The organism is Paenibacillus vietnamensis, assembly GCF_020169515.1.
Taxonomy (GTDB): domain Bacteria; phylum Bacillota; class Bacilli; order Paenibacillales; family Paenibacillaceae; genus Pristimantibacillus; species Pristimantibacillus vietnamensis.
Genome location: NZ_JAHMHW010000006.1, coordinates 160,633 through 185,390, shown reverse-complemented (window position 1 = coordinate 185,390; position 24,758 = coordinate 160,633). Strand labels below are relative to the sequence as shown.

General features: G+C 56.2%; 20 protein-coding genes, 1 pseudogene and 1 riboswitch. Of the genes and pseudogenes, 12 read left to right on the top strand and 9 right to left on the bottom strand.

Annotation, left to right across the window (positions count from 1 at the left end):
* Window positions 1–32: 32 nt before the first annotated feature.
* Window positions 33–2,420 carry a glycoside hydrolase family 2 TIM barrel-domain containing protein gene (locus KP806_RS14745; protein WP_224724461.1) on the bottom strand — a complete coding sequence of 796 codons (2,388 nt, stop codon included), beginning with the start codon at window positions 2,418–2,420 and terminating at the stop codon, window positions 33–35.
* A 125-nt stretch (window positions 2,421–2,545) separates the two neighbouring features.
* Between KP806_RS14745 and KP806_RS14740 the strand changes: the two genes are divergently transcribed.
* Window positions 2,546–3,445 carry a helix-turn-helix domain-containing protein gene (locus KP806_RS14740; RefSeq protein WP_224724460.1) on the top strand — a complete coding sequence of 300 codons (900 nt, stop codon included), beginning with the start codon at window positions 2,546–2,548 and terminating at the stop codon, window positions 3,443–3,445.
* Window positions 3,446–3,703: 258 nt separating this feature from the next.
* On the opposite strand, the gene KP806_RS14735 is transcribed toward KP806_RS14740, so the two are convergent.
* Window positions 3,704–4,621 carry an aldo/keto reductase gene (locus KP806_RS14735; RefSeq protein ID WP_224724459.1) on the bottom strand — a complete coding sequence of 306 codons (918 nt, stop codon included), beginning with the start codon at window positions 4,619–4,621 and terminating at the stop codon, window positions 3,704–3,706.
* 317 nt (window positions 4,622–4,938) lie between these two features.
* On the opposite strand from KP806_RS14735, the gene KP806_RS14730 reads away from it, so the two are divergent.
* Window positions 4,939–5,367, top strand: coding sequence for a hypothetical protein (locus KP806_RS14730; protein WP_224724458.1), 429 nt, complete (start codon window positions 4,939–4,941; stop codon window positions 5,365–5,367).
* Window positions 5,368–5,407: 40 nt separating this feature from the next.
* Here KP806_RS14730 and KP806_RS14725 read toward each other — a convergent pair whose 3' ends face one another.
* Entirely contained in the window at window positions 5,408–6,460 is a 1,053-nt protein-coding gene (locus KP806_RS14725) for a phosphatidylglycerol lysyltransferase domain-containing protein (RefSeq protein WP_224724457.1), read from the bottom strand.
* A gap of 120 nt (window positions 6,461–6,580) precedes the next feature.
* Window positions 6,581–7,813 carry a peptidase T gene (gene pepT / locus KP806_RS14720; protein WP_224724568.1) on the bottom strand — a complete coding sequence of 411 codons (1,233 nt, stop codon included), beginning with the start codon at window positions 7,811–7,813 and terminating at the stop codon, window positions 6,581–6,583.
* A 147-nt stretch (window positions 7,814–7,960) separates the two neighbouring features.
* Here pepT and KP806_RS14715 point away from each other — a divergent pair, with 147 nt between their 5' ends.
* Window positions 7,961–8,617 (top strand): glycosyltransferase, encoded by a 657-nt coding sequence (locus KP806_RS14715; protein ID WP_397376403.1) that lies wholly within the window; start codon window positions 7,961–7,963, stop codon window positions 8,615–8,617.
* Between the two features lie 65 nt (window positions 8,618–8,682).
* Here the strand turns inward: KP806_RS14715 and KP806_RS14710 are convergent.
* The 4 genes and pseudogenes from KP806_RS14710 to KP806_RS14695 all read right to left on the bottom strand — a co-directional run.
* Window positions 8,683–10,230 (bottom strand): annotated as a pseudogene (locus tag KP806_RS14710) (catalase); the annotation flags it as partial.
* A 112-nt stretch (window positions 10,231–10,342) separates the two neighbouring features.
* Window positions 10,343–11,500: a glycosyltransferase family 4 protein gene (locus KP806_RS14705; RefSeq protein ID WP_224724455.1), complete on the bottom strand. Its 1,158-nt coding sequence runs from the start codon at window positions 11,498–11,500 to the stop codon at window positions 10,343–10,345.
* 885 nt (window positions 11,501–12,385) lie between these two features.
* Window positions 12,386–12,673: a hypothetical protein gene (locus tag KP806_RS14700; RefSeq protein WP_224724454.1), complete on the bottom strand. Its 288-nt coding sequence runs from the start codon at window positions 12,671–12,673 to the stop codon at window positions 12,386–12,388.
* 132 nt (window positions 12,674–12,805) lie between these two features.
* Window positions 12,806–13,108, bottom strand: coding sequence for a hypothetical protein (locus tag KP806_RS14695; RefSeq protein ID WP_224724453.1), 303 nt, complete (start codon window positions 13,106–13,108; stop codon window positions 12,806–12,808).
* 298 nt (window positions 13,109–13,406) lie between these two features.
* Here KP806_RS14695 and KP806_RS14690 point away from each other — a divergent pair, with 298 nt between their 5' ends.
* Together KP806_RS14690 and KP806_RS14685 are read left to right on the top strand one after the other, a co-directional pair.
* Window positions 13,407–14,144 (top strand): Bax inhibitor-1/YccA family protein, encoded by a 738-nt coding sequence (locus KP806_RS14690; protein ID WP_224724452.1) that lies wholly within the window; start codon window positions 13,407–13,409, stop codon window positions 14,142–14,144.
* 166 nt (window positions 14,145–14,310) lie between these two features.
* Window positions 14,311–14,952 (top strand): ThuA domain-containing protein, encoded by a 642-nt coding sequence (locus KP806_RS14685; RefSeq protein ID WP_224724451.1) that lies wholly within the window; start codon window positions 14,311–14,313, stop codon window positions 14,950–14,952.
* Window positions 14,953–14,968: 16 nt separating this feature from the next.
* On the opposite strand, the gene KP806_RS14680 is transcribed toward KP806_RS14685, so the two are convergent.
* Complete coding sequence (locus KP806_RS14680; RefSeq protein ID WP_224724450.1) at window positions 14,969–17,224, bottom strand: EAL domain-containing protein; 2,256 nt, start codon at window positions 17,222–17,224, stop codon at window positions 14,969–14,971.
* A gap of 126 nt (window positions 17,225–17,350) precedes the next feature.
* Window positions 17,351–17,442, bottom strand: a riboswitch (cyclic di-GMP riboswitch).
* Window positions 17,443–17,660: 218 nt separating this feature from the next.
* Here KP806_RS14680 and bioA point away from each other — a divergent pair.
* Genes bioA through rlmN form a run of 7 tightly spaced genes read left to right on the top strand, consistent with a single transcriptional unit; the run spans window position 17,661 to window position 24,711 of the window.
* Window positions 17,661–19,022: an adenosylmethionine--8-amino-7-oxononanoate transaminase gene (gene bioA, locus KP806_RS14675; protein WP_224724449.1), complete on the top strand. Its 1,362-nt coding sequence runs from the start codon at window positions 17,661–17,663 to the stop codon at window positions 19,020–19,022.
* Window positions 19,023–19,036: 14 nt separating this feature from the next.
* Window positions 19,037–19,780 (top strand): dethiobiotin synthase, encoded by a 744-nt coding sequence (bioD, locus tag KP806_RS14670; protein WP_224724448.1) that lies wholly within the window; start codon window positions 19,037–19,039, stop codon window positions 19,778–19,780.
* Entirely contained in the window at window positions 19,773–20,771 is a 999-nt protein-coding gene (gene bioB / locus KP806_RS14665) for a biotin synthase BioB (RefSeq protein ID WP_224724447.1), read from the top strand. Before bioD ends, bioB begins: the two co-directional genes overlap by 8 nt.
* Window positions 20,772–20,784: 13 nt before the next feature.
* Window positions 20,785–21,972, top strand: coding sequence for an 8-amino-7-oxononanoate synthase (bioF, locus tag KP806_RS14660; protein ID WP_224724446.1), 1,188 nt, complete (start codon window positions 20,785–20,787; stop codon window positions 21,970–21,972).
* Window positions 21,969–22,724 carry an alpha/beta hydrolase gene (locus tag KP806_RS14655; protein ID WP_224724445.1) on the top strand — a complete coding sequence of 252 codons (756 nt, stop codon included), beginning with the start codon at window positions 21,969–21,971 and terminating at the stop codon, window positions 22,722–22,724. The genes bioF and KP806_RS14655 overlap by 4 nt, the downstream gene beginning before the upstream one ends.
* Window positions 22,699–23,598: a malonyl-ACP O-methyltransferase BioC gene (gene bioC, locus KP806_RS14650; protein ID WP_224724444.1), complete on the top strand. Its 900-nt coding sequence runs from the start codon at window positions 22,699–22,701 to the stop codon at window positions 23,596–23,598. The genes KP806_RS14655 and bioC overlap by 26 nt, the downstream gene beginning before the upstream one ends.
* Before the next feature lie 51 nt (window positions 23,599–23,649).
* Window positions 23,650–24,711, top strand: coding sequence for a 23S rRNA (adenine(2503)-C(2))-methyltransferase RlmN (rlmN, locus tag KP806_RS14645; RefSeq protein WP_224724443.1), 1,062 nt, complete (start codon window positions 23,650–23,652; stop codon window positions 24,709–24,711).
* Window positions 24,712–24,758 lie beyond the last annotated feature (47 nt).

Sequence of the window (24,758 nt, the reverse complement as noted above, 5' to 3'; positions counted from 1 at the left end):
ATATGAAATATTGGCCGTCGCCTGCTGAGCGGTTAAGCGGACGTAATCACGACTTGGGCCGGCTCGAGGCCCTGCGCTTCGGCCCTTACAACCACTTGCCCCGGCTCGGCTGTCGTCCGGATGTAAGCAAGCAGCTTGCCGCGGTGCGCTTTTCTGACTCTTGAGCTGTAAGGCTCCAGATCTTGAATGTCACCGTTTTCCATGCCGATGATTTCTCCCGGCCCCTCAATGGACAGCCGGATTTCGTGATCGGCCCAATAAACCAGGTTTCCGCTGCCGTCGGCAATTTGGATTTCGACATGCGCCAAATCCTGCCCGTCGGCTTTCAGCTCGGCGCAATCGGCGCTCATCGCCAGCGCTTCCGGTTTTGCGGCTGTAATCAGCTCGCAGGTATAGCTGTTACCGTCCCGTCCTGTTGCTGCGACGGTCAACGTCCCCTCCTCGAAGCCGACCTCCCAGGTCAGGCAGTATTCCGGAGCGTCGCTCAGTTTTCGCGTTCCCAGAGATCTGCCGTTCAGGAACAGCTCCGCTTCTTCGCAGTTCGTATGGCAGGTGACCTTAAGCAGCTCGCCGGCTTCCCAGTTCCAATGAGGGGCGCCGCCCGTCCACCTGCGGTTGCCTCTAAGGTTGTCCTCTTCTTGCTTCATCGCGGTGAGGAACGCCATCGGCTCACTGCTCCACAAGCTTTGGCGGTAATAGAAGCCGGCTTTCCTGAACCCGGCAAGATCGAGAAAGCCTGCAGGCGCAACCCGGACGGGCCAGCCTTTTGCTTCGCCCAAATAATCGATCCCGGTCCAGATGAACTGGGCGCTCATATAATCGTTATCCCGGACGGCCAGCCAAGCCTCCAGACTGGAGCTGTTCTCGCTGCCGTAGAGGACTCTGCCCTCATACGTTTGATGATCTTCCTCGTACAGATGCTCTTTGTAGTTGTATCCGACGATATCCAGCGCTTCGGCATATCCCGTCAGATTAGACAATTCCGGAAACGCCAGCGCTGCCGTAACTGGTCTTGTCGTGTCGCAATCCTTCACGTATTTCACAAGCCGTCTGGCGATGGTCGCCAGTCTCTCGGCATTGGGCTTATTCGGGTCGTATTGTCTTTCGGCTGCAGGTTTGTTCGCGTCGTTGTTGCCGGTCATCGATTCAAAATAAGGATGGCAGTACGGGTCGTTCGGATAATCCACCTCGTTGCCGATGCTCCACATGATAATGGACGGGTGGTTGCGGTCTCTAAGCACCATGTCCTTGAGGTCCCGTTCGCCCCACTCCGGAAAATCCTCGTAATAGCCGTAGTGCTTTGGAGGATACACATTGTGGCCGGTCGACCACTTGTTCTTGACGCCTTCCCATTCGTCGAAGGCTTCATCAATGACGAGAAAGCCCATTTGGTCGCATAGATCGAGCAAATTCGGAGCAGGCGGGTTGTGGCTCATCCGGATCGCATTGCAGCCCATTTCCTTAAGCGCCGTCAGCCTGCGAACCCATACCTTCGCGGGAACCGCGGCGCCGAGCGCGCCTGCGTCGTGATGGACGCATACGCCTTTCATTTTCATATTCACGCCGTTTAAGAAAAAGCCTTTATCCGCATCAAACGAGAACCACCTTATGCCTACGGGCGTAATGACGCGGTCGATCACCTCGCCGTCCTTCAGCAGCTCCGTCGAGAGCGAGTACAAATAAGGCGTATCCGGCGACCACAGCTTCGGTTTTTTCACGGTGATCGTTTGACCGGCTTCCGCTCCCTCTCCGCCTGCTGCCGATACGGAGCCCGCTGCTGCTCCGACTACAGCTCCGGTATCGTCCAGCAGCGTGTTTTGGATTTGAACCTGCGCATCCTCTAATGTTTCGTTGGCCAAACGGACCTGAACGGCTACGGTCGCCTGTTCCACGGATACCGCCGGCGTCGTGACGAACACCCCGTATTGATCGATATGGATCTGATCCGTAACGGTCAGGTACACATCCCTGTAAATGCCCGACCCCGTAAACCATCTGGAATCCGCAATATCCTTGTGATTCACCTTGACCGAGATGACATTGTCCCCGCCTCCGAAGCGGACGAAATCGGTCAGATCATAGGTGAACGTACTGTAGCCGAAAGGTCTTTGCCCGATGTAATAGCTGTTGCACCATACCTGGGAATAGTTGTAGACGCCCTCGAAGGTGATGTACACCCGTTTCCCCTCTAAATGCTGCGGGAGCGTAAAGGCTTTCCTGTACCAGCCGATTCCGCCCGGCAAATAACCGGTTCCGCTCGAATGCTCCTCTGAAAACGGCTCTTCTACGGACCAGTCGTGCGGCAAAGTCACTTTCCGCCAGCCTGAATCGTCCAGCCCTTTATACCAGGCCTTAGGCTCGTCCCCTCTGTAAAACTTCCAGTCCAAGTTGATATTCGTTACGATTCTGCTGCGGTTCATCCTCTGTCTCCCCTCGACGGATGGTCACGTCTATGTATTTCATTCATAAAATTGCATATTGTGAAAATTGTCTTGCTCCATGAATGCACTTACATTATAAATGGATAGTAGGGATTATAGAATAAATGATATTGCTGGATACATACACAAAATTGCTGGAGGTGTTTATCGCCGTGATCAGTATTTCCGGAAATGCGCTGGGCCATTGGCCCGAGCTCGGCTTTGAAAGCGGGGACAGCTTTCTGTCGGTGAACCATTGCGGCTACCAGAAGCTGCTGACGAGAAGCTTAACCCGCAGCCGCGAATACGGCAGGGTGGATTATCAGCTGATTTGCATGGTCGGAGGGAAAGGGCGGTTCCTGTTCGGCGGGGAAACGACGGAGGTGACGGACGGGCAGATCGTGCTATACACGCCTGGCCAGCCTCAGCATTACAGCTATCATGCCGGCGATGCGACGGAGGCGTATTGGATTCATTTTACCGGTTATGCCGCCCGCGAATATTTGGAGCAGTCCGGTCTGCTGGCTTCATCCGTTCACTCCGTAGGGGCGGTCGACGAAATCGCCGCTGTCTTCAAGAAGCTCATCCGGGAGCTGAGCATGAACAAACCGCTGAGCGGACAAATGGCGGCCGCGCATCTTCTCGAGCTGCTCTCCCTCCTCGGCAGAAAGCTCCGGCATCCGGATATGAAGCGCCAAGAGGATCCCTATTCCGACATCCATCGAATTATGGAGACGATGCATGAGAAATACAATGAGCCGCTCGCCATCGCGGATCTTGCCAAGCAATGCAGCCTGAGCTTGTTCCGGTTTATTCACAAGTTCAAGGATGTAACCGGCACGAATCCGGTCAAATATTTGACCGGCATCCGCATTAGCGAAGCCAAAAAGCTTTTGTCGGAATCATCTCTCACGGTGAAGGAAATCGCAGCTATTGTCGGATACGAGAATCCTTTATATTTCAGCAGAGTGTTCCGGAATGTAGTCGGCATGCCGCCAAGCATGTATAAAAAGCAGGCAAAGTGAAGAGGTTTGTGCGCGGTATTCCAGCCATTTACGCTTGATGGACAAAAAAGACGCTTAGACCCCATTTTGTGTGATTTCCACATGCTACGGTCATCTAAGCGCCTTAGAGTCATACTTCTAAAGAAAACAATCCTTCCATCCGACCTAAACGATTCTCCTGTCCGTTAGCCGCCAACACTTGCTGCTTAGTCATTCTAAACTTCGTTTATGTCCGTTGCCAAAAGCCGAAGGAGAGCCTTGAGTCGGATGGTTTATTACTTATGGAAGCTTGTTGCCTGCGGCCAGCAGAATTTCATACCATTCCTGGCGCGTCAGCTGGACATGGCTGGCTTTAATGCAATCCTTAATCCGTTCGATATTCATCGTTCCGGTCACAGGCTGCATGCGGGCAGGATGGCGAAGCAGCCATGCAATGGCGATCGTCGTATTGCTTACCTCGTATTTTTCCGCGATTTCGTCGATTTTCCGGTTCAATTCAGGGAACTTGTCGTTTCCGAGAAAAACCCCTTCAAAAAATCCGTATTGGAACGGTGACCAAGGCTGGACGGTAATATCGTTCAAACGGCAATAATCCAGTACGCTGCCGTCACGGTTCACCGCTGCGTCGTTCTCCATATTTACGTTAAAGCCGTTCGTAATCATAGTCGCGTTGGTAATGCTTAATTGGAGCTGGTTGGCGACGATCGGCTGCTTCACGAACTTCTTCAGCAGCTGCATCTGCATCGGATTTTGGTTGGATACGCCGAAATGACGTACTTTTCCCGAGCTTTCCAGACGGTCGAACGCTTCCGCCACTTCCTCCGGCTCGACGAGCGCATCCGGACGGTGCAGCAGCAGGATGTCCAGGTAATCGGTTCTCAGACGCTTCAGAATGCCGTCCACCGATTCCAAAATATGCTCCTTTGAAAAATCGAACATGCCTTTGCGGATACCGCATTTGGACTGAAGAATAATATTCTCGCGGACATTGTCGTTCATGCCGATGACGTCGGCAAATATTTCCTCGCAGGTCCCGCCGCCGTAAATATCGGCATGGTCGAAGAAATTTGCGCCCTCCTCCAGCGTCGTTTGGACGAACCGCTGCGCTTCGGCTCTCTCCAGGGAGTTAATGCGCATGCAGCCGACCGCGACGACCGGCACCTCCAATGTGCTGCTTCCCAGCTTCATCGTTCTCATGAATGGAATCCTCCTTTAAGGTGGGGTGATGTGTTGGATCGTACGGGTATGTAGAGGCTCACCTGTATTTATTCCTTCATGATTGTCGCACACTATGCCGGTAAATTTCAACGGTTGATAAACCCGTGTTTATCAAAGGCAGGAAACTAGAATAGACTTCCAAGTAATTGGAAATAAATTACTTATATGTAAAACGGATTTGCGTCTTTAGAGTCCAACCAAAGGAGATGATGATTTGCAGCAAGAGCAGAAAGTCCGTTCAGCTTCCTTGGAGACTGCCGTCCTGAGGAAAATGCCGGATGAAGGAGATTAACCGTATGGAGGTTTTATTGTGGAGCATAGCGCTGCCCGGCTTCGGGCAGATCTTGAACGGTAAGCTGTTCAAGGGACTTTTATTCATCGGCCTTGAGCTGCTGATTAACGTCCAATCTAATTTAAATCAAGTGATCATATCCAGCTTCAAAGGGGATATCTCGACGGCTATTGCCCACGCGGAATACCAGTGGCTGATGTTTTATCCTTGCGTCTACATGTTCGCGATCTGGGATTCCTATAAGGACGCGGGAGGAGGCAAGACGCCTTATGTCACCATTCCGTTTGTAGCAGGAGCGTATTTGGGCACGGTTGGCGTCATCTATTCCACGGATTTCCTGGGCGCCGTCTGGTTGGGCATTTCAGGCATTCTGACGGGAGTCGCCGCCGGACTGATCATTAAAGCCGTATTGTCGAGAAGAAAGCTGGAATGAAGGAAGCCCTCTGGCCTGCAGAGGGCTTTTTCAACATGATTCAGGCTCTTTTGCGTAAAATCGGATTTTCCTCGTAACGGCCCGGGAGCGCAGGCTGCTCCGCCGCTTTCCCGGCATAAGGCCGGTGAATGATATAAGCGAGCGAAGCGATCGTAACGGGCAGGGAGGCCGGAGGGTAAGCCAGATAGACGGACTCCCATCGCGGGGCGAATTTGTTCTTGTATTCGTAAAGCCCCCTGAAGTTGTACAGCTTGCAGCCGTATTTGTAGAACAGCCTGGCCAGGAGCAGCTCGTCGGCCCCTGCAAGCGGAGCCATGCCGAGACTGCATACGCCGTAGCCTTGCTCCTTGGCCCATAGGAACAGGGACAGAAACAGAAAGTCCATCGTGCCGTGCGGACAAGCTTTCGTGTAACGCATGAGGTCGACGGTCAGCTGGCGGCGCGCGTCCGAGCCGCGGGACGCCTTGTGCGGCCGGTGATCCCCTGCCAGCGTGACGAACGCTTCTTCGGTCCCATCCGGACCCGTCAGCACGGCAACCGGAAACCTGCTGACATATTCGGGCGAGAAGGAGCCGACGGAGAAGCTTTTTTCCTTCCGGCCATCGAGCCAATCGTCGGAAATGGCTTGCAGACGGCTCAGGAAGGAAGCGGTGTAAGGCGGGTAATGCACCTTCAGCGTGTAGCCGCTCCGCGTGAATTTATTGATGCGGGTGCGCAGCTTCAGCCATTTTTTCCCGTTCAGATGAAAATCCGGCAGGTCGACTTGGGCTTCCTCCCCGAATTTGGCGCATAGGAGCCCCATCTCCTTATAGTAGGGCAGAAATTCGGCTTTCGCCTGATAGAACACCGGTACGTGTCGGGTCCTGCGGCAATCGTCCATAAATTGTCCGAGCACCCGTCGTACGGCTTCCGGTGTGCCGATCGGGTCGCCGAGCACGATTCTTCGTTTGCCGGCAGTGCGGTATACGATCAGCGCCTCATGCCCTGTCTCCCAAAACCATTGTTTGTCGCCCAATTCGTACAAATGGGAATGCGAATTGTGGCCCACGCTGTCGAGCAGTCGGCGAAGTCTTTGTTCGGAAATGCGGTCCATCAACAGTAAATCCTCCAAGGCATGCAGTATCCAGGCTGCTTGTATTGTCGATATAAGTATACTTGATACTTATCGTTTTTGGCATGGAAGATTTATGAGCTGATAGATTTCCGAGCGATGTCAGGCTTGCTCCTCATAGAGGCGGACGATTTCGACGATCGTCTTCACGGCCTGTACCATGTTGTCTGCCGAGACGTATTCGAAGCGTCCGTGGTAGTTTTCTCCGCCCGTAAATATATTCGGCGCAGGCAACCCCATATAAGAAAGCTGGGAGCCGTCGGTGCCGCCGCGGACCGGCTGAATGACCGGCCGGATGCCCAAATTGTCCATCGCTTGGCTGGCGATGTCCACCACCTCCATAACCGGTTCGATCCGCTCCCGCATGTTAAAATACTGGTCCTTTATCTCAAGGGAAATCCGCTCCCCGCCGTATTTTGCCTTAAGCTCCTCTACGACCCGGGCCAGCTCGGCTTTCCTTCCATTGAACCGCTCCCGGTCGAAGTCCCGGATAATGTAACGGAGCTGAGTCTGCTCGACGTCCCCCTGGATGGAGGTCAAATGGTAAAAGCCTTCGTAGCCCTCGGTATGCTCGGGCGCTTCCGCAGCGGGCAGGCGGCCGTGCAGCTCCATTGCGATTTTCGCAGCATGGACCATTTTGCCCTTTGCCGTGCCGGGGTGAACGTTTTTGCCTTTGCAGGTAATGCTCGCCGCCGCCGCGTTGAAGCTCTCGTATTGAAGCTCGCCGAGCGGGCCGCCGTCCATCGTGTACGCATAATCCGCACCGAATGCTGCAACGTCGAATTTGTGCGGCCCTCTGCCGATCTCTTCATCCGGTGTGAAGGCGACCCTCACCTTGCCGTGCTTCAGCTCCGGATGGGCGATCAAATACGCCATGGCCGTCATAATTTCGGCAATGCCGGCTTTATCGTCCGCGCCAAGCAAGGTGGTGCCGTCGGTCGTAATGAGCGTATGCCCCTTATAGCCGGCCAGCTCCGGGAATTCGCGCGGAGACAGGATAATCTGCTGCTCCTCGTTCAAGACGATGTCATTTCCATCGTAGCTGTTCACGATTTGCGGGTTGACGCCTTCGCCGGTAAAGTCGGTAGCCGTGTCTACATGCGCAAGAAAGCCGATCGTTTTGACCGGTTTGCCGGTATTGGCCGGCAGCGTAGCCATGACATAACCGTTCCCGTCCATCGATACGTCCTGCATGCCGATGGCCTTCAGTTCTTCGACAAGCATGCCCGCCAGCGTCAGCTGTCCGGGCGTGGAAGGGCAGGACGGGCTGCTGTCGTCGGATTGAGTGTTCACTTTAGCGTACGAAATAAACCGGGCTATCATTTCCTGCTTCATTTCCATGGTACGGGGTCAGCTCCTTTTCGTTGGTTCTTCCATATTAGACCAGATGGCAATGCTGAATCAAACGGCGAATGAAACGGACAAAATAGAACACAATAAGTGGCGGAGATTTTAAAATTTTCCGCGAAGGAGAGTACTTTCATGAATTTCCGGTTTTTGAGAACCGCTGTGCTGGCTCTGTGCTTTGTGCTGTGCATGGCGCCGTTAACGGCCCAGGCTGCCGGCAGCGCGCGCGAAACGGCGCAGGGGCAATGCCTGAGCGCGTCGAAGGTGAAGCTGAAGGAGGACATGAGAAGGCTGTGGATGGATCATGTCACCTGGACGAGAAATTACATTGTAAGTGCAGTCGCGGGAGCGCCTGACCAGCAGAAGGTGCTGGATAGGCTGCTTAAAAACCAGCAGGATATCGGCAACGCCATCAAGCCGTATTACGGAGAGGCGGCGGGCAACAAGTTGACCGAGCTTCTGCGCCAGCACATTTTGCTGGCCGGTAAAATTCTCGATGCGGCCAAAAAAGGCAATACCGCGGATGTGGAGAAGTTCAATAAAGAATGGTACGCAAATGCGGACACGATCGCACAATTTCTTGCGTCCGCTAACCCTAACTGGCCTGAAAACACCTTAAAGGATCTGCTGCACGAGCATTTGAGGCTGGTAACGGAAGCGGTAACGGCTAGGCTCGGTCAAAATTGGGATGCGGATATCAGCGCATACGACAGGGGAGTCGACCACATCGTAGTACTGGCGGACGCGCTTACGGAAGGCATTATCAAGCAGTTTCCGGACAAGTTCCGCTGAATCGGGCGCGCGGCGCATACAAAAGGCTGAAGGAGCCGTCATGGTCCTTCAGCCTTTTTGAGTTTTTAGTATCCGTCCGTTCGCTTGCCGGAACGCTCGGCGGTCTCTGCGCCTTCTCTGGCTGAATCAGAGGCCATGTGGCTCCTGTCGGCTTGTGCCGAAGCCAGTCCCTCGGCCACGCGCCGTCCGTAATCGGGATCGGCCTTCGTGAAGTGCCCGATCATCTTTTCTTGGATGTGAGGCTTGCATACTTTAAGCGCATCGACCAGATTGCCGATCAGCTCGTCGCGCTCCCAATCCTCGAACTTGCGGTAGGTGTCTCCCGCTTGGCCGTAGTCGTTCGGCCTGCTGATTTTCTCCCGGACCAGCTTCGCCTGATAGGCGGGCTGATGCTCCTTGCCTGCGGGGGCGGCTTCCTGAAGCCCGCCGAGCGACGAAGGCTCATAATTGACATGAGGATTTTGGCCGGGCGCCCGGTCGACCGAGAATGCCATCTGGCCGTCCCTCTGGTTAGTGGCGACATGAGTTTTCGGCGCGTTGACCGGAAGCTGCAGGTAGTTCGTGCCCACCCGGTAGCGCTGCGTATCGGAATAGGAGAAGGTGCGGCCTTGCAGCAGCTTGTCGTCGGAGAAGTCAAGGCCGTCGACCAATACTCCCGTGCCAAAGGCGGCTTGCTCGACTTCCGCAAAATAATTTTCCGGATTGCGGTCGAGCACCATCTTGCCTACCGGCAGAAACGGGAATTTCTCGTGATCCCACAGCTTCGTCGGATCAAGCGGGTCGAAGTCGAGCTCAGGATGCTCGCCGTCGCTTAGAATCTGGACGCAAAGCTCCCACTCCGGATAATCGCCCCTTTCAATCGCCTCGTACAGGTCCTGGGTCGCATGGCTCGTGTTTTTGGCCTGAATCGCTTCCGCCTCCTGCCGGGTTAAGTTTTTAATCCCCTGCGTGAGCGGCTCCCAGTGGTATTTGACCAATACCCCGACTCCGTCCTGGTTCACCCATTTGTAAGTATTTACGCCGGAGCCCTGCATCTGCCGGTAATTGGCCGGTATCCCCCACGGAGAGAACAGGAACGTAATCATATGAGTGGCTTCAGGTGTATTGGAGACAAAATCGAACATTCTCTCCGGGTTGCCGAGGTTCGTCACCGGGTCCGGCCTGAACGCATGAACCATATCGGGAAATTTCAGCGGATCGCGGATGAAGAAAATTTTCAGATTATTGCCGACCAGATCCCAGTTGCCGTCCTCGGTATAAAATTTGACCGCAAAGCCCCGCGGGTCGCGGAACGTTTCGGGCGAGTGGCCGCCATGCACGACCGAGGAGAACCGGACGAACACGGGAGTCCGTTTGCCGGCCTCTTGAAACAGCTTAGCGCGGGTATAAACGGATACCGGCTCGTCGCCGGCCTTGCCGTAGGCCTCAAAATAGCCGTGGGCGCCGGCGCCGCGGGCATGGACGACCCTCTCCGGAATGCGCTCGCGGTCGAAATGCGATATTTTCTCGATAAAATGGTAATTTTCAAGCGTCGACGGGCCGCTGCTTCCGACAGTCCTTATGTTCTGGTTATCCGAAATCGGATGTCCCTGCCGGTTGGTTAAGGTCATTTCCCGGTTTTCCTGTTCCATGGTCCCTATTTTCATCCTTTCCATAAATGGTCACTAGTACCATTAGCCGCAGGCGGGGAAAATATGCAATCGCCGGCAGCATGGAAGGCGAGGGCTAAGCGGAAAAGATGCCATGCTCGAGGCCGGAGCGGCGGGAGTCGAGAATATGCCCGTAGTCCTCGAGCAGACGGTCGAAGATGGAAGTCCAGGAACGGCCAAGCGCCTGACGGCGGGATTCGCGGCTCATGGCGCCGAGCAGCTCGGGGGAATCGGCCCAGCGGGCGATCGCACGGACGAAGTCTTCCGTGTTGCGCGGCTCGCAAAGTGCGCCGCTGACGCCGTCCGCAACGATCTCCTTCACGCCGCCCGCGTTCGCTCCGATGACCGGCAGTCCCGATGCCATCGCTTCGAGCACCACGTTGCCGAACGTTTCGCTGGCCGACGGGAATACGAACATATCGGATGAGGCATACGCCTGCGCCAGCTCCTCGCCGTGCAGATAGCCGGCAAACGTGACGTTCGCGGGCGCTTGCTCCTGCAGCTCCTGCCTGTTCGGTCCGTCCCCGGCGATAATCCAGTGGACGCGCTGCTGCACGGAGCCGGGCAGCGCTCTCATGACGGCGCCGAGCGTGCCGATATCTTTCTCGGGTGCGATGCGGCCGGCATAGAGAAGCAGCAGCGGAGCCGTAATGCCATAGCGTTCGCGCATGTCATGGCTTCGTTTGGCAGGCGAATAGAGCTGGCAGTCGACGCCTCTGGACCAGAGCCGCAGACGGTGCATTCCATGCGCGCGGAGGGTGTCCATCGTTTCGCGGGAAGGGGCGAAGACGGCTTCGCAGGAGCGGTGGAACCAGTTCATGTAAGACCAGTACAGGGGGATCATTTTTTTCATCCGGTAATATTCGAGATAGCGGTCGAAGTGGGTGTGGTAGGAAGCGACATGCGGGATGTCGTGCTTGCGGGCGAGATGCAGACCGCTTAACCCGAGGTTGAAGGGGGTAGCGATATGAATCAGATCGGGCTTGAAGGCGAGCAGCTCCTGGCGGACCGCCGCCATATTCGGCAGGGCGACCCTGCACTCCGGGTAAAGGAAAAACGGGATGCTGGAGATAGGCCGGAGCGGGCTTGCCAGGTCCGCTTCTTTGCCGGATTTTGGAGTAAATACAAGATGCTCGATGCCGCGGAGATGCAAATGGTCGGTTAATCTTTGAAGCGTTCGGGAAACTCCGTTGATTTGCGGTAGAAAGGTATCGGAAAATATCGCCAGCCGCATGATTTCTCCTCCTCGCTCTATTCGCATTTGTTCCATCGTAGCAGGAGATCGTTTGGCGGGGATTAACGTTATGTTAAGCAAATGCGAAGAAGGGGAGGCGGGTGAAGGGGGGATATGGAGTATGGAGAGAGGGGCATGCGAGAGGAAGAATATGGAAGGAGAAGGGGATTTGGAAGACAGAATATGGAGGGAGAGGGGCGTATGGAAGGCATATAGAGGGGAATATGGCGGGGAGCACGCGGCTAATTGGGAAGGGATCGTTAGCTGTGAGGGTTCGTGGACAGGCCGAATCTTCCGCTGCATAAAATGCAGCAGATATCTGACATGCGAGGTGCCGCGATGTATTCTGCTGCAGTTCATGCAGCAGATTCTCATCCATGTGGCCTTAAACCAGTCGAGGAGTATTGTTCAAATAGAATCTGATGCACAAAGTACAGCAGAAGCTGCAGACCGGTCCGTGCAGTCTCATTCCAGTGTACAAAGTGCATTCCAGCTCAAGGTGCGTATGCGAGGGGAGCAGATGAGTGAAAGTCATTATGCCACCCGGCACACAAAAAGGGCGGCGAGACCGTCTATCCCGGGAGGATGGACGGCTTCGTCGCCCTGTGAAGCACGGGAGAGGAGGCCTTAACATAAAAGGTGAAGGAGGAAGGAGGGGGAGGGGGCAGCTAGCTGCCGGTTGCCCGTGCAAGCATAGGCGATCTAGCCGCGGGGTTCGTCATTTTTATGGCAAAGGGTCATCTCATTCGTTTACAAAATCGGCATTTATCACCTCCGCTGTCTGCAATCTTGTCAAAAATACAATATTAGGCATTCTATCCGTCTTCCATACGAGCGCATCTAGCAGCGGCAGACAGTCGGTAAGCCCCGCCCTGCCGCAACGGATCAAGCCGAGCTCCGGTACAGTCTGCGTCTGTTCTCGCGCCAGGTTCTCCACTCCGCATCCGGATGAGGACGAAGTCGCTTCTGAGGCTGGCCGGCGGAGATCTTCTCCGTACGCTGCAGCATTCTATCCTGGATTGCGCGGCGCTCAGCCTGCTTTTTGGCCAGATGTGTTTCGAACGGGTAGACGACCCCTTGGCTTTCGGCGTTTTGCGTATGAACGGTCCGTTTGGAGGCAGCCTGCATAATTAATCTCATAAGGTTCATAATGAATAAAAAGATCGCTTTCATAGATTATTCCTCCTTAATAGATCTTTTTTTAAAACGTGTGCTGTGCCTCCGAAGGACGGCGACAGCCGTTTACGCTTGACAAGCTTGTCCCAAGCGGCGCTCCTTTCCTAGAGTATGGGGCTTCCCTATCATCTAAGCGGTGTTGCGGAACAGCATTCGGTTGTTCTCGCACCAGATTTGCCATTCGGTCCGGGTTTCGGTCCGGGAGTTCGCTGCCGCCGTACGTTTCGGGATGGACGCCGGCTGCGGTGCTGCACGGTATTCATTTATAGGAGGGCTGCTAGTTGTCATTTTCTTCTCTGCGACAAACGCCTCAAAGGAGCAAATGACGCCTAGATAAGGAGGTCTTTCCGGGGCTTGCTCCGTTTGTTGTTTAATATACATTTTGCTAATCGCCATCATAAACTTGTAGATGAATAAGAAAATACCTTTCATATTTTCATTCCTCCCGACATAGTTATGAAGAAGATAGCTAGATTATATCAACGCGAATTTGGAAGGTGTGTCGCTTTGTGCATGGCGATCAAAAAAAAGTTTAGACAAATTATGTTACCCCCTTGTCGGGATGGCGGAAAGCTTGATGCTCCGGCCTTTTTACGCGTATGGAGGGGCCGGAAAAGTCGGGTTTTGCGTAAATTGCGGCGGTCCGGATAACAAAAATCGGGGACGAGTTGTAGGAATCTGTTGTAAAATTGTGTTGGAATTAAACATGATTAATAGGGGAGATGAAAGGATGTTGGGACGAAGCGGTAATCCGACATTGAAAGAAGGCACGTTTCAAGGCAAGGGTTATTCCTCGCAGGGAGCTATGACGATCGAAGGAACCGTGAACAAGACGTTTATTACGCTCGCGATTCTGCTCGGGGGCGCTTTTGCGGCCTGGTCGATGCACGCCGACGGGCAAAACGTTTTTCCTTTTGCCATCGGGGGGGCCATCGCCGGCTTTATCCTCGCGCTGATTATCAGCTTTAAGCCGACGACCGCGCCGTTTTTGGTGCCGGTATATGCAGCCTGCGAGGGATTGTTCCTCGGCGCCCTCTCGGCGAACTACGAAGCGTTATACAACGGGATTACGCTTCAAGCGGCTCTGCTGACGATGTGCGTGTTCCTTGCGCTGCTGTTCGCCTACAAGACAAGGATCATTAAGGCGACCAGAAACTTCAGGCTGGGCGTATTCGCCGCAACGGCGGGCATTGCGCTTGTTTATCTGGTCAGCTTCATTTTAGGGTTTTTCGGCTTGTCGGTGCCTTATCTGCACGACAACAGCTTGCTCGGAATCGGAATCTCCGTCGTCATCGTCATCGTCGCGGCGCTCAACCTTGTGCTGGATTTCGATTTCATCGAGGAAGGAGCCCGTCACGGCGCGCCAAAATACATGGAATGGTACGGGGCGTTCGGGCTGATGGTGACGCTGGTCTGGTTGTATATCGAAATGCTGCGCTTGCTTTCCAAGCTGATCAGCCGGGATTAATACGGGAGCCGTCCTTGCAGGGGCGGCTTCTTCAATTGCAGGAAACCCGACGTGCGTTTAACGGCGCCGGGTTTCTTTTTTTCTAATATATTGCTGCATAGGCTATCTCACCGGTTCCCGGCATATTCATTGTAGAAAGGAAGCAGCGTGAAGGGAGGATACGGCAATGGCTAAAAGAGCGCTGATCGTAACGGGAGGTCCAGAATTTCATCAGCCGCAGGAGATCGGGGCGCTGTTAGCCTGGCTGCTGGGGCGCGAAGGCTTCGAGGTGGAGCAATACGGCAGCTGGGACGTATTCGACGATAAGGAAAAAATCGCCGGGCTTGATCTCATCGTACCGAATTATACGGGCGGTACGATTACCGCAAGCCAGCTGGACAACTTTCTGGCGGCGGTCGAAGGCGGCACTGGCGTTGCCGGCCTCCACGGCGGAATGGGCGATGCACTCCCGGGCGAGCAGCGCTATCAGTTAATGGTCGGCGGCGTCTTTACCGCTCATCCGGGAAATCGTTTTACGGTGATCTTCACCGATAAAAATCACTACATTACGCGGGGGTTGCCGGATTTCACGATCGAGACCGAGCACTATTATATGCTCATCGATCCTTCCATCCACGTACTCGCAACATCTTATTACGGCGTTCATCAGCCGCAGGTGTGGCGTCCGACCTTCATGCCGGTCATCTGGGTCAAAGGCTATGGGAGAGGGCGCGTCTATTATAATGCGCTTGGTCATACCGCGGATATCGTAAAGCTGCCCGAAGTGCTGACCCTTATGCAAAGGGGAATGCTTTGGGCGGCCAGATAAGAAGGGCGTTAGCGGTTTACGCTTGCACGCCGTCCCCCGATTTGTCCATATACGATTTCAAATAATGGAGCTTGTCCGTTTGAATCCAGCTGCAGCCGTCCGGCAGCGGACTTTTTTTGAACGCGAACGTTAACGCGTTCAGCAGGCGGGACAAAGCGGCTTGCCCGGCTTCGTCAATCATAAATTTGAAGCCGTACTGAAACAAGTGGTCCCCCGGCAGCTCCTGCTTCCAGACGACAATGCCTTTGAAGGCAACGGTTCTGCCGAGCAGCGTCGTTTCGAATTCGATAAGGATTTCGGGATTGACCGGCAGCTTGACGACCGACAGGAACCTTAAGCCTCCGAGCCCGATGTCTTCAATCAGCACTTCCGTTCTGCCAAGCTCCAGCCGCTTGCTGCCGATCTGGACGATCGTCATGCCGGAGCTGAGGCCGTAGGGGAAGGGAACCCGGAAATATTGGCGATGATTGCCCGCCGGCCGGCCGGTGCCGTCTTGCGCGGGCTGGCGGGAGATCGTGCCGCGGCGCAGCAGCTCCCCCATCCTGGCTGCCGGTACCGGTTTGCTGAACAAATAACCCTGTACCTGGTCGCAGCCCAGGGAGCGGAGAATGCGCAGCTGAGCTTCCTCCTCGACGCCTTCCGCGACGACGCGGATATGCAGGCTTTTGACCATCTGAACGATGCTCTTGATAATAAAATATTCCTCGGAATCCAGGGTCAAATCCCGGATAAACGTTTTGTCGATTTTGATTGTGTTTACTTTGAACGATTTCAGATACGAAAGGGAGGAGTAGCCCGTGCCGAAGTCGTCCAAGGCGATGGAGACGCCCAGCTTTTGCAGGCTTTGCACGGTTTGAATGACCGGCTGGTCGTTATCCATGACGATGTTTTCCGTAATTTCGAGCTCGAGCCATTGCGGGCTCAGGCCTGCGACGGCCAGCATTCGCTCGATGCTCGCGTGGAATTCCTTGCACATAAATTGATGCGCCGAAATATTGACTGACACGGGGACGTTCGGCAGCCCCTGCTCCTGCCACGTTTTATTCTGAGTGCAGGCCGAATCGATGACCCACTCCCCGATCGCGGCGATCAGGCCCGTTTCTTCGGCAAGCGGGATGAATTCAACAGGGGAGACGAGCCCCCACTCGGGATGATTCCAGCGGATCAAAGCCTCCATGCCGATAATTTGACCGGTCCCCGTATCCAGGCGCGGCTGGTAATAAAGCTCCAGCTCTTCCCTCGACAGCGCCCTTCTTAAATCCTTTTCCAGCATAAAAGTTTTGTACGTCTGAATATTCATGGAGGAGTGGTAAATTTGATAGTTGTTTTTGCCCTGCTCCTTGGCGCGGTAAAGGGCGGTGTCCGCATACCTCATCAGCGACATGGCGTCCTCGCCGTCGTTCGGGTAAAAGCTGATGCCGGCGCTAGTCGTAATGTAAAGCTCGTATTCGTCGACGATAAACATGCGGTCAATGGCGGTAATCGCTCTTTTGGCGATTTCAACCGCGTCGCCCGGTCCTTCAATCCGGGGAAGCAGCATCGCAAACTCGTCCCCGCCCAGCCGGTAGAGCGTGCCTTTGCCGTCCAGGCACCGGTTCAGCCGCTCCGCGATCTGCCCCAGCAGCAGGTCTCCGACGGAGTGCCCTAACGAGTCGTTAATATATTTGAAGCGGTCCATATCCATATAAATGACGGCAAGCTTGCTTTGTCTGCTTCGCGCTTCGAGAATGGCCCCTTTCAGATGCTCCTTGAAGGAGCTCCGGTTGGGCAGCTTGGTCAGCGAATCGTGGTAAGCCAAATAGTGGTTCAGCTGCTCGGCGCGTTTTCTTTCGGTGATGTCGCGTCCGACGGTGACGAGGCCGTTACGGCTGCCGTCAGGGTTGAAGACGGGAATTTTGATCATTTCGTATATGCCCGTTTGTCCGCCGGTTGGCGTCAGCCGTTCCTCGTAGCGGATGACTTCCCCCGTATTCCATGCTTCTTCGTCACGGCTGGAGCACTTGAGCAGCGTTTCGCCGCAGATTCCGTAATAGCCGGCGATCTCATCGTCCTTCCGGCCGATATACCAGTCGTCATGCAGCCCGAATAAAGACAAGACGAACGTATTTGCCCTTTGCCAGCGGCCTTCCCCGTCCTTCAACTGGATAAAATCGGGTACCGCGTCGATCAGGACGTCCATAGCATGCTCAGTCTCTCCGCTATGCGGTCCGGCTGCGGCGGGATGCTCCGGCTGCCTGCTTCTGAGCGAGCGGAAAAATTGAAATAATAACATGATTCCCTCTCCGTATCGTTGGAACAAGTGTAAACGGCTGTCGCCGTCCTTTGGTCTATACATTCTTATATTGAAAAAAAAGCAACCCCGCCCGAAAGGAGAGTTGCTTGATTTACGATTGTATGGATCAGCAACTGGCTGGCATGATGTACAGACCATACATTTTAGCCCCTCTAGTTTTGCGTCCTCACTTTTCAATGAGTTTGCCTTTATGAACTTATAGACTACATGACTAGGTAAAAGTGCCTAATTCTATCATTTCAATAGCAATAATAGTGGAAAAATGTAGAAATAGCAAGATTAATATTTCGATCCGTTTGCTGCGATTCCTATATTTACATGGCGGTCTGCGTCTGCTAGAATGGCTAAAGTTAATTGTTAACCAAAAATAATTTAAACAGGTTAACATATTGTTGCCGGAAGGAGATCGCGCTTTATGACATTGACGCAGGATAAGCTGGCCGCCTTGGACAAGGCGCACGTATGGCATCCTTTTACGCAGATGAAGGATTACAACGGCGGGGACCCGCTGATTATCGAAAGGGGTGAAGGGGTCAAGCTGTACGATCTGGAGGGCCGCGCCTATTATGACGGGTTTTCCTCCGTCTGGCTGAATGTGCACGGGCACCGGGTACCGGAGCTGGACCGGGCGCTGACGGAGCAGCTGGAGAAGGTCGCGCACTCGACGCTGCTCGGCATGGCCAATGTGCCGTCGATCGAGCTGGCCGCGAAGCTCGTTCGGATCGCGCCAAAGGGGCTTACGAAGGTGTTTTATTCCGATGCCGGAGCGACCGGAGTCGAGATCGCATTGAAGATGGCTTTTCAGTATTGGCACAATATCGGCGTTCGCGGCAAAACTTCTTTTATTACGATGAATCAGGCTTATCACGGAGATACGATCGGCGCGGTCAGCGTCGGCGCGATCCCGATGTACCACGAGTTGTTTCGTCCGATGCTGTTTCCGTCGTACGCCATCCCGTATCCGGATGCGTACCGCCAGGGAGGCGCGGAGGCGGCTGCCGCAGCGACGATTGATCGTCTTAAAAGGCTGCTGGAGGAAAAAGCGGACAGCATTGCGGCTTTAATCGTGGAGCCGATCGTGCAGGGGGCCAGCGGAATTATGGTTATGCCGCAGGGCTGCCTGAGCGAGATGGCGGCGCTTTGCCGGCGGTACGGCGTGCTGTTCATCGCCGACGAGGTGGCGACCGGCTTCGGGAGGACGGGCGAAATGTTCGCCTGCGATCACGAAGCGGTGTCGCCCGACTTGATGATTGTCGGAAAAGGGCTGACCGGCGGGTACCTGCCGGTGGCGGCGACGCTGGCTACAGACCGGATCTATGACGCCTTTTACGCCGATTACGAGGAACGGAAAACCTTTTTCCACGGCCATTCCTTTACGGGCAACCCGCTTGGCTGCGCCGTTGCGCTCCGGAGCCTGCTGCTGATGGAGGAGCGCGGCATCGTCGCGGGAGTGCGGGCGAAGGCCGCGCAGGCAGAGGAGCAGCTTGCGCCGCTAATTGACCGGCCGCATGTCGGCGACATCCGGCAGAAAGGGCTGATGATCGGCATCGAGCTGGTCAAGGACAAGGCGGCTCGCGAGCCGTACGAGTGGAGCGAGCGCATCGGGGTGCGCACGGCTATGAGAGCGAGGGAGCTGGGTCTGCTGACGAGGCCTCTCGGCAACGTGATCGTGCTCATTCCGCCGCTGGCCAGCACGGAGCAGGAGCTTGCCGATATGATCCGCATTTTGAGCAATGCCGTCATCGACGTAACGGAGAACGGATGGGGTGCGAAGTGACGGGGGCTGCAGTCATGCAGGAGTATCGGGGCTTGTTTGTGGCCGGTACCGACACCGGCGTAGGCAAGACGGTGGTGACGGCAGCCGTGGCCGCGGCGCTTCGGGCGGAAGGCTGCCGGGCCGGCGTCTGGAAGCCGGTTCAATCGGGAGTGCTGATCGGCTCCGGGGAGACGGATGCCGAGCGGCTGCTTCAGGGGACCGGGATTGGGGAGAGGCCGGAGGAGATCGCTTCCTATACGTTTGCGGATCCGCTGGCGCCGGCGCTTGCCGCCAAGCTGGCAGGCGTCCGTCTGACGCTGGACACGGTCGTCGATGCCGGCAGGCCGCTGATGGCCCGGTACGACGCGCTGCTCGTAGAAGGGGCGGGCGGACTCGCCGTGCCTTTAACGGACGACGCGATGGTCGTCGATTTGATCGGGCGGCTTCGTCTGCCCGTGCTGCTCGTCGCCAGGCCGGGACTCGGCACGGTGAATCATACGTTGTTGTCCGTGTCCATGCTGCGCGGACGCGGCATCCCGCTGGCCGGCGTTGTGCTGTGCGACGGGGAACCGCCGGCTGCCGGGCATGATCCGAGCGTGGTCCATAACGCAGAGCTGATCGGACATTACGGCGGTGTGAAGGTGCTCGGAACATTGCCGCACCTTCGGGACACGTCCCGTAGGGAGGAGCTTGTCCGCGCCGTGAGTGAAACGGTCGATTTGGGGCCGATCAGGCAAGCAATAGCAGGAACATTTGGAGAGGAGCATTTTAATGAGTGAAATTGTCGCAAGCAAGGATTGGATGGAGCTCGCGCGCAAAGCGCTTGACGGGCAATGCTTATCGGCCGAGGAAGGGCTCGCCGTGCTGGAGGCGGACAACGATGAGGTGCTGCCGCTGCTTCAGGCGGCTTTTGCGGTACGGAAGCATTTTTACGGCAAACGGGTTAAGCTCAACATGATCATTAACGCCAAGAGCGGACTATGCCCGGAGGACTGCGGCTACTGCTCGCAATCGATCGTGTCGACGGCGCCGGTCAAAAAATACACGCTGCTCGACAAGGAGACGCTGCTTGCCGGCGCCCGCGAAGCGATGAACCGCAAGGCGGGCACGTACTGCATCGTAGCGGCCGGAAAGGGACCGACAGACCGGGAGCTGGGCCAGGTCGTCGAGGCGGTCAAGGAAATCCGCGCCACGATGCCGCTCAAAATTTGCGCCTGCCTGGGCATTCTGAAGGACGGTCAAGCGCAGCAGCTGGCCGAAGCCGGGGTGCACCGCTATAACCACAATCTGAATACGAGCAAAACGAATTATTCGGCGATTACGACGACGCATACATACGATCAGCGGGTAGAAACGGTGGAGAAGACAAAAGCGTCCGGCATGTCCCCGTGCTCCGGCGTCATTATCGGCATGGGGGAATCGGACCGCGAAATCGTGGACATGGCTTTTGCCCTCCGAGAGCTTGACGCCGATTCGATTCCGGTGAACTTCCTGAACGCGATTCCGGGGACGCCGCTAGAGAACGCAGGCCGGACGCCGGCGATGAAGGCGCTCAAGGTGCTCGCTTTGTTCCGTCTGATCTGTCCATCCAAGGAAATCCGGGTGGCCGGAGGACGCGAGGTCAATTTGCGGACGCTTCAGCCGTTATCCCTGTACGCTGCGAATTCGATTTTTGTCGGCGATTATTTGACGACCGAAGGGCAGGATGTGTCGGCGGACCACCAGATCATCGAGGATTTGGGGTTCGAAATCGAAATGAAAGCCATATAAGGCGGTAGACGGCATGATAGAGTGGATGGAAAAGGAGCTCGCCGAACGGGCGGGCAAGTCGCTGGAGCGCAAATGGAACGATAGCGCCCGGGTTGCCGGCAAACCCGGGTATTTGCTGAGGGAGGGGCGGGAAATGCTCGACCTCTCCTCCAACGATTATCTCGGGCTGGCCGCGCATCCCGCCATTATCGAAGCGATGAGCCGTTCGCTTGAAGTGGAAGGAGCGGGCTCCGGGGCGTCCCGGCTCGTGACCGGCAACCGTCCCCCTTACCGCAAGCTGGAGGAGGAGCTGGCCGCCTGGCAGGGGAGCGGGGCGGCGCTGGTGTTCGGTTGCGGCTATACGGCGAATATAGGCGTTATCTCCGCGGTTGCAGGCAGGGGCGACGTTGTATTCAGCGACCGCTTGAACCATGCGAGCATCGTGGACGGCATTACGCTCAGCCGTGCGGAGCATGCGAGATACCGCCACGGCGATATGGAGCATTTGAGCTGGCTGCTTGCCAGATATGCCGGGAATCGTCGGAAGCTGATCGTGACGGACGCGGTCTTCTCTATGGACGGGGACTGCGCGCCGCTTCAAGAGCTTGTCCGGATTAAGAAGGAGCACGAGGCGATGCTGATGGTCGACGAAGCCCACAGCGGCGGGATATACGGCTCCTGCGGAGAAGGTTTGGCGCATCGGCTGGGGATATCCTCGGAGGTGGACATCCATATGGGAACGTTCAGCAAAGCGTTTGGCGTTTACGGAGCGTATGTGTCCGGCAGCACAACGCTGATCAGATGGCTGTTGAACACGGCAAGACCGCTCATCTATTCGACGGGGCTGCCGCCAGCCGTCGTCTCGGGTGTCTCTAAGGCGCTGGATCTGATTCAAAACGAGCCGCAGCGGCGCGAACGGCTGCTGGCATCCGCCAAGCTGTTCCGCGCTTTGTTAAGCGAGGCGGGTCTTGCGGTTGCTGCGGGCGACTCGCCTATTATTCCGGTGATGGCGGGCGACAGCGCCGCATCGCTGCGCTTTAGCGATGCGCTTGCCGGCGAGGGGATCGCCGCAGCGGCCATCCGTCCGCCGACGGTGCCGGAGGGAACGGCGCGCATCCGCTTCTCGCTGTCCGCCTCCCATACGGAGGCGGATTTGCGGCGCGCGGCGGAGGTTATCGGCAGAACTGCGGCTGCCTTGGGACTGGCGGTGACCGCGCCATGATGGAAGCGGGCACGATGCTGTGGTTGACCGGTTGGAGTATGCCGGCATCGGCATTCGATAAGCTGCAGGTCCAGCTGCCGGAATACGGGCATATCGTCTGCGATTATGCCAAAGCCGAGTCGGCTGATGAGATGATTGCGTATGTGCTGGAGACGGCGCGCAGCGTAAGGGCTTTGCCTGAAGCGGCGGGCGGGCGGCGCCCGCTCATCGCCGCGGGCTGGTCGCTGGGCGGCCTGCTCGCGCTGCGTTTGGCCGATGAGGGCCTGGCGGACGGACTGCTGCTGCTGTCCGGAACGGCGAAGTTTACCCGCGGCAGAGAAGAGTCCGGTTTGGGCTGGCCGGACGGCTATGTCCGGCAGATGGCGGCGCAGCTCGGAAGAGACAGACAGGCGGTTGAAGAGCAATTTCGAAAGGCTGTATTGACAAAGGAGGAATCGGAAGCGGGGCTCGGCTCTCAGCTCCCGCCGGGAGGCGGCTGGAGCACGGAGTCGCTTCTGGCCGGATTGCAGCTGCTGCGGCGCGAGGATTACACCGGCACCCTTCCGGGCATCCGGTGTCCGGCGCTGCTCGTGCACGGAACTGCGGATACGATCTGCCCTTTCGGAGCGGCTGAGGAAATGGCTGCCGGGCTTCCCGGCGCGAAGCTCGCTGCGATGCCCGGCTGCGGCCATGCTCCGTTTCTCGGCAGAGAGGAAGAGATCGCGGAGAAAGTGAGGAGCTGGCGGAATGAGTGCGGACAGAAATTCTATTGAGCGGCAATTCAATAAAAGCGCAGCAGAATCGTATGACCGTCATGCGCTCGTGCAGCGCGATATGGCCGGACAGCTTGCTTCCTCTCTTGCAGACTGGAAGCCTGCTGCGCATACGGCCGGGAGCATTGAAGTGCTGGAAATCGGCTGCGGAACGGGCAGCTTGACGGAAATGCTGCTGCACGCGCGGCCGGATTTCAGGATTACGGCTGTAGATATTGCCCAGGCAATGGTGGACATGGCCGGCCTTCGAATCGAGTCTGCCGGCTATGCCGGCCGCGCCAGGTTTCTTCGAGCGAACGCGGAAGAGTGGGCCGGGGATCAGCCGGAGGCTTCCTACGACCTGATCGTTTCCAGCGCCTGCTTTCAATGGCTGGCGGATCCACGGAAGACGGCTGTGGAGCTTCGCCGGCTGCTCCGGCCCGGCGGCCTCCTGGCGTTCGCCACCTTCGGGCCGGCTACATTCCATGAGCTGCACGAATCGTTTGCCGCCGCTCACCGCATGTACGGCACGGAGCCGGAGCGGCACGGCCTTTCTTTTTTGCCGGCAACCGACTGGACAGAGCTGCTGGAGCATGCCGGCTTCTCTCGGATCCGGTCCGGGCAGGCCCTGCATACGGAAACGCATGCCGGCGTCCGCGCTTTCCTCCACTCCGTGAAGGCGGCCGGAGCGGGAGCTTCCGCCGCATCCTCACGGGGACTCGGGTACCGCAGGCTGCTTACGGCCATGTTCCAGCAATATGAGCGACGCTACGCCGTCCCCGGCGGCATCTCGGCCACTTACGAGCTGCTGTTCATCCATGGGGAAACCCATGCATATCCAGACGTCAAACTTGGCGGCCCTCCTTGTTTATCGCCCCGAAATCTGGGACAATAATAAACAGATCGATAGCTTCGAAGCCGAAGCTTTTTGAAAAGAGGGTAACCGATGAACAAGCCATCCATTTATGGATTAACATTAGAGCAATTGACGGCCTGGCTGAACGGGCACGGACATAAGAAGTTCAGAGCCGCCCAAGTATGGGATTGGCTTTACCGGAAGCGGGTCACGTCTTTTTCCGATATGGCCGATGTGAACAAAGACTGCCTGGCTGTATTGGAGGAGCATTATTCGATCCGGACCTTGACGGAGAACATGAAGCAGGAATCCGCAGACGGGACGATTAAGTTTCTGTTCAACCTGGAGGACGGCAACCTGATCGAAACGGTGCTGATGCGGCATAAATTCGGTCTTTCCGTATGCGTAACGACGCAGGTCGGCTGCAACATCGGCTGCAGCTTCTGCGCCAGCGGGCTGCTGGCCAAAAGCCGCGACCTGTCGGCGGGAGAAATCGTCGGGCAGATCATGGAGGTTCAGCTTCATCTGGACCAGGCGGGGCAGGAGGAGCGGGTCAGCCATATCGTCGTGATGGGCATCGGCGAGCCGTTCGATAATTTTGACCATATGTCGGATTTCATCAACGTGGTCAAGGATCATAAAGGACTTGCGATCGGTGCCAGACATATTACGGTGTCGACAAGCGGCCTGGCGGGCAAAATCAAGGAATTCGCCGACAGCGATTTGAACACGAATCTCGCCGTTTCCCTGCATGCGCCGAACAATGAGCTGCGCACGCGCATTATGAAGATCAACCGCGCGATTCCGATCGAGAAGCTGATGGAGTCCATTGATTATTACTTGGCGAAAACCAAAAGGAGAATTACGCTGGAGTATATTTTGCTGCGGGAGGTTAACGACCAGGTGGAGCATGCTCTGGAGCTTGCTGAGCTGGTAGGGGACCGTAAGCAGCTGGTCAATGTGAATCTGATTCCGTACAATCCGGTGGATGAGCACAGCCAGTATCAGAGAAGCGACAAGGAAGCGATCAGCTCGTTTTATGACACGCTGAAGAAGCAGGGTGTCAGCGTCAGCGTGCGGCTGGAGCACGGAACGGACATCGATGCGGCCTGCGGGCAGCTCAGGAGCAAGCAAATCAAGCAGGCGAATTAACTTTCGTTCGTCTGCGGACGCGAAGAAGCGCACCGGTTAGCGGGTGC

Coding starts and splice junctions, on each gene's coding strand:
- KP806_RS14745 (WP_224724461.1), bottom strand. CDS start 2,420: ATGAACCGCAGCAGAATCGTAACGAATATCAACTTGGACTGGAAGTTT.
- KP806_RS14740 (WP_224724460.1), top strand. CDS start 2,546: ATGATATTGCTGGATACATACACAAAATTGCTGGAGGTGTTTATCGCC.
- KP806_RS14735 (WP_224724459.1), bottom strand. CDS start 4,621: ATGAGAACGATGAAGCTGGGAAGCAGCACATTGGAGGTGCCGGTCGTC.
- KP806_RS14730 (WP_224724458.1), top strand. CDS start 4,939: ATGGAGGTTTTATTGTGGAGCATAGCGCTGCCCGGCTTCGGGCAGATC.
- KP806_RS14725 (WP_224724457.1), bottom strand. CDS start 6,460: ATGGACCGCATTTCCGAACAAAGACTTCGCCGACTGCTCGACAGCGTG.
- pepT (WP_224724568.1), bottom strand. CDS start 7,813: ATGAAGCAGGAAATGATAGCCCGGTTTATTTCGTACGCTAAAGTGAAC.
- KP806_RS14715 (WP_397376403.1), top strand. CDS start 7,961: ATGAATTTCCGGTTTTTGAGAACCGCTGTGCTGGCTCTGTGCTTTGTG.
- KP806_RS14705 (WP_224724455.1), bottom strand. CDS start 11,500: ATGCGGCTGGCGATATTTTCCGATACCTTTCTACCGCAAATCAACGGA.
- KP806_RS14700 (WP_224724454.1), bottom strand. CDS start 12,673: ATGAAAGCGATCTTTTTATTCATTATGAACCTTATGAGATTAATTATG.
- KP806_RS14695 (WP_224724453.1), bottom strand. CDS start 13,108: ATGAAAGGTATTTTCTTATTCATCTACAAGTTTATGATGGCGATTAGC.
- KP806_RS14690 (WP_224724452.1), top strand. CDS start 13,407: ATGTTGGGACGAAGCGGTAATCCGACATTGAAAGAAGGCACGTTTCAA.
- KP806_RS14685 (WP_224724451.1), top strand. CDS start 14,311: ATGGCTAAAAGAGCGCTGATCGTAACGGGAGGTCCAGAATTTCATCAG.
- KP806_RS14680 (WP_224724450.1), bottom strand. CDS start 17,224: ATGTTATTATTTCAATTTTTCCGCTCGCTCAGAAGCAGGCAGCCGGAG.
- bioA (WP_224724449.1), top strand. CDS start 17,661: ATGACATTGACGCAGGATAAGCTGGCCGCCTTGGACAAGGCGCACGTA.
- bioD (WP_224724448.1), top strand. CDS start 19,037: ATGCAGGAGTATCGGGGCTTGTTTGTGGCCGGTACCGACACCGGCGTA.
- bioB (WP_224724447.1), top strand. CDS start 19,773: ATGAGTGAAATTGTCGCAAGCAAGGATTGGATGGAGCTCGCGCGCAAA.
- bioF (WP_224724446.1), top strand. CDS start 20,785: ATGATAGAGTGGATGGAAAAGGAGCTCGCCGAACGGGCGGGCAAGTCG.
- KP806_RS14655 (WP_224724445.1), top strand. CDS start 21,969: ATGATGGAAGCGGGCACGATGCTGTGGTTGACCGGTTGGAGTATGCCG.
- bioC (WP_224724444.1), top strand. CDS start 22,699: ATGAGTGCGGACAGAAATTCTATTGAGCGGCAATTCAATAAAAGCGCA.
- rlmN (WP_224724443.1), top strand. CDS start 23,650: ATGAACAAGCCATCCATTTATGGATTAACATTAGAGCAATTGACGGCC.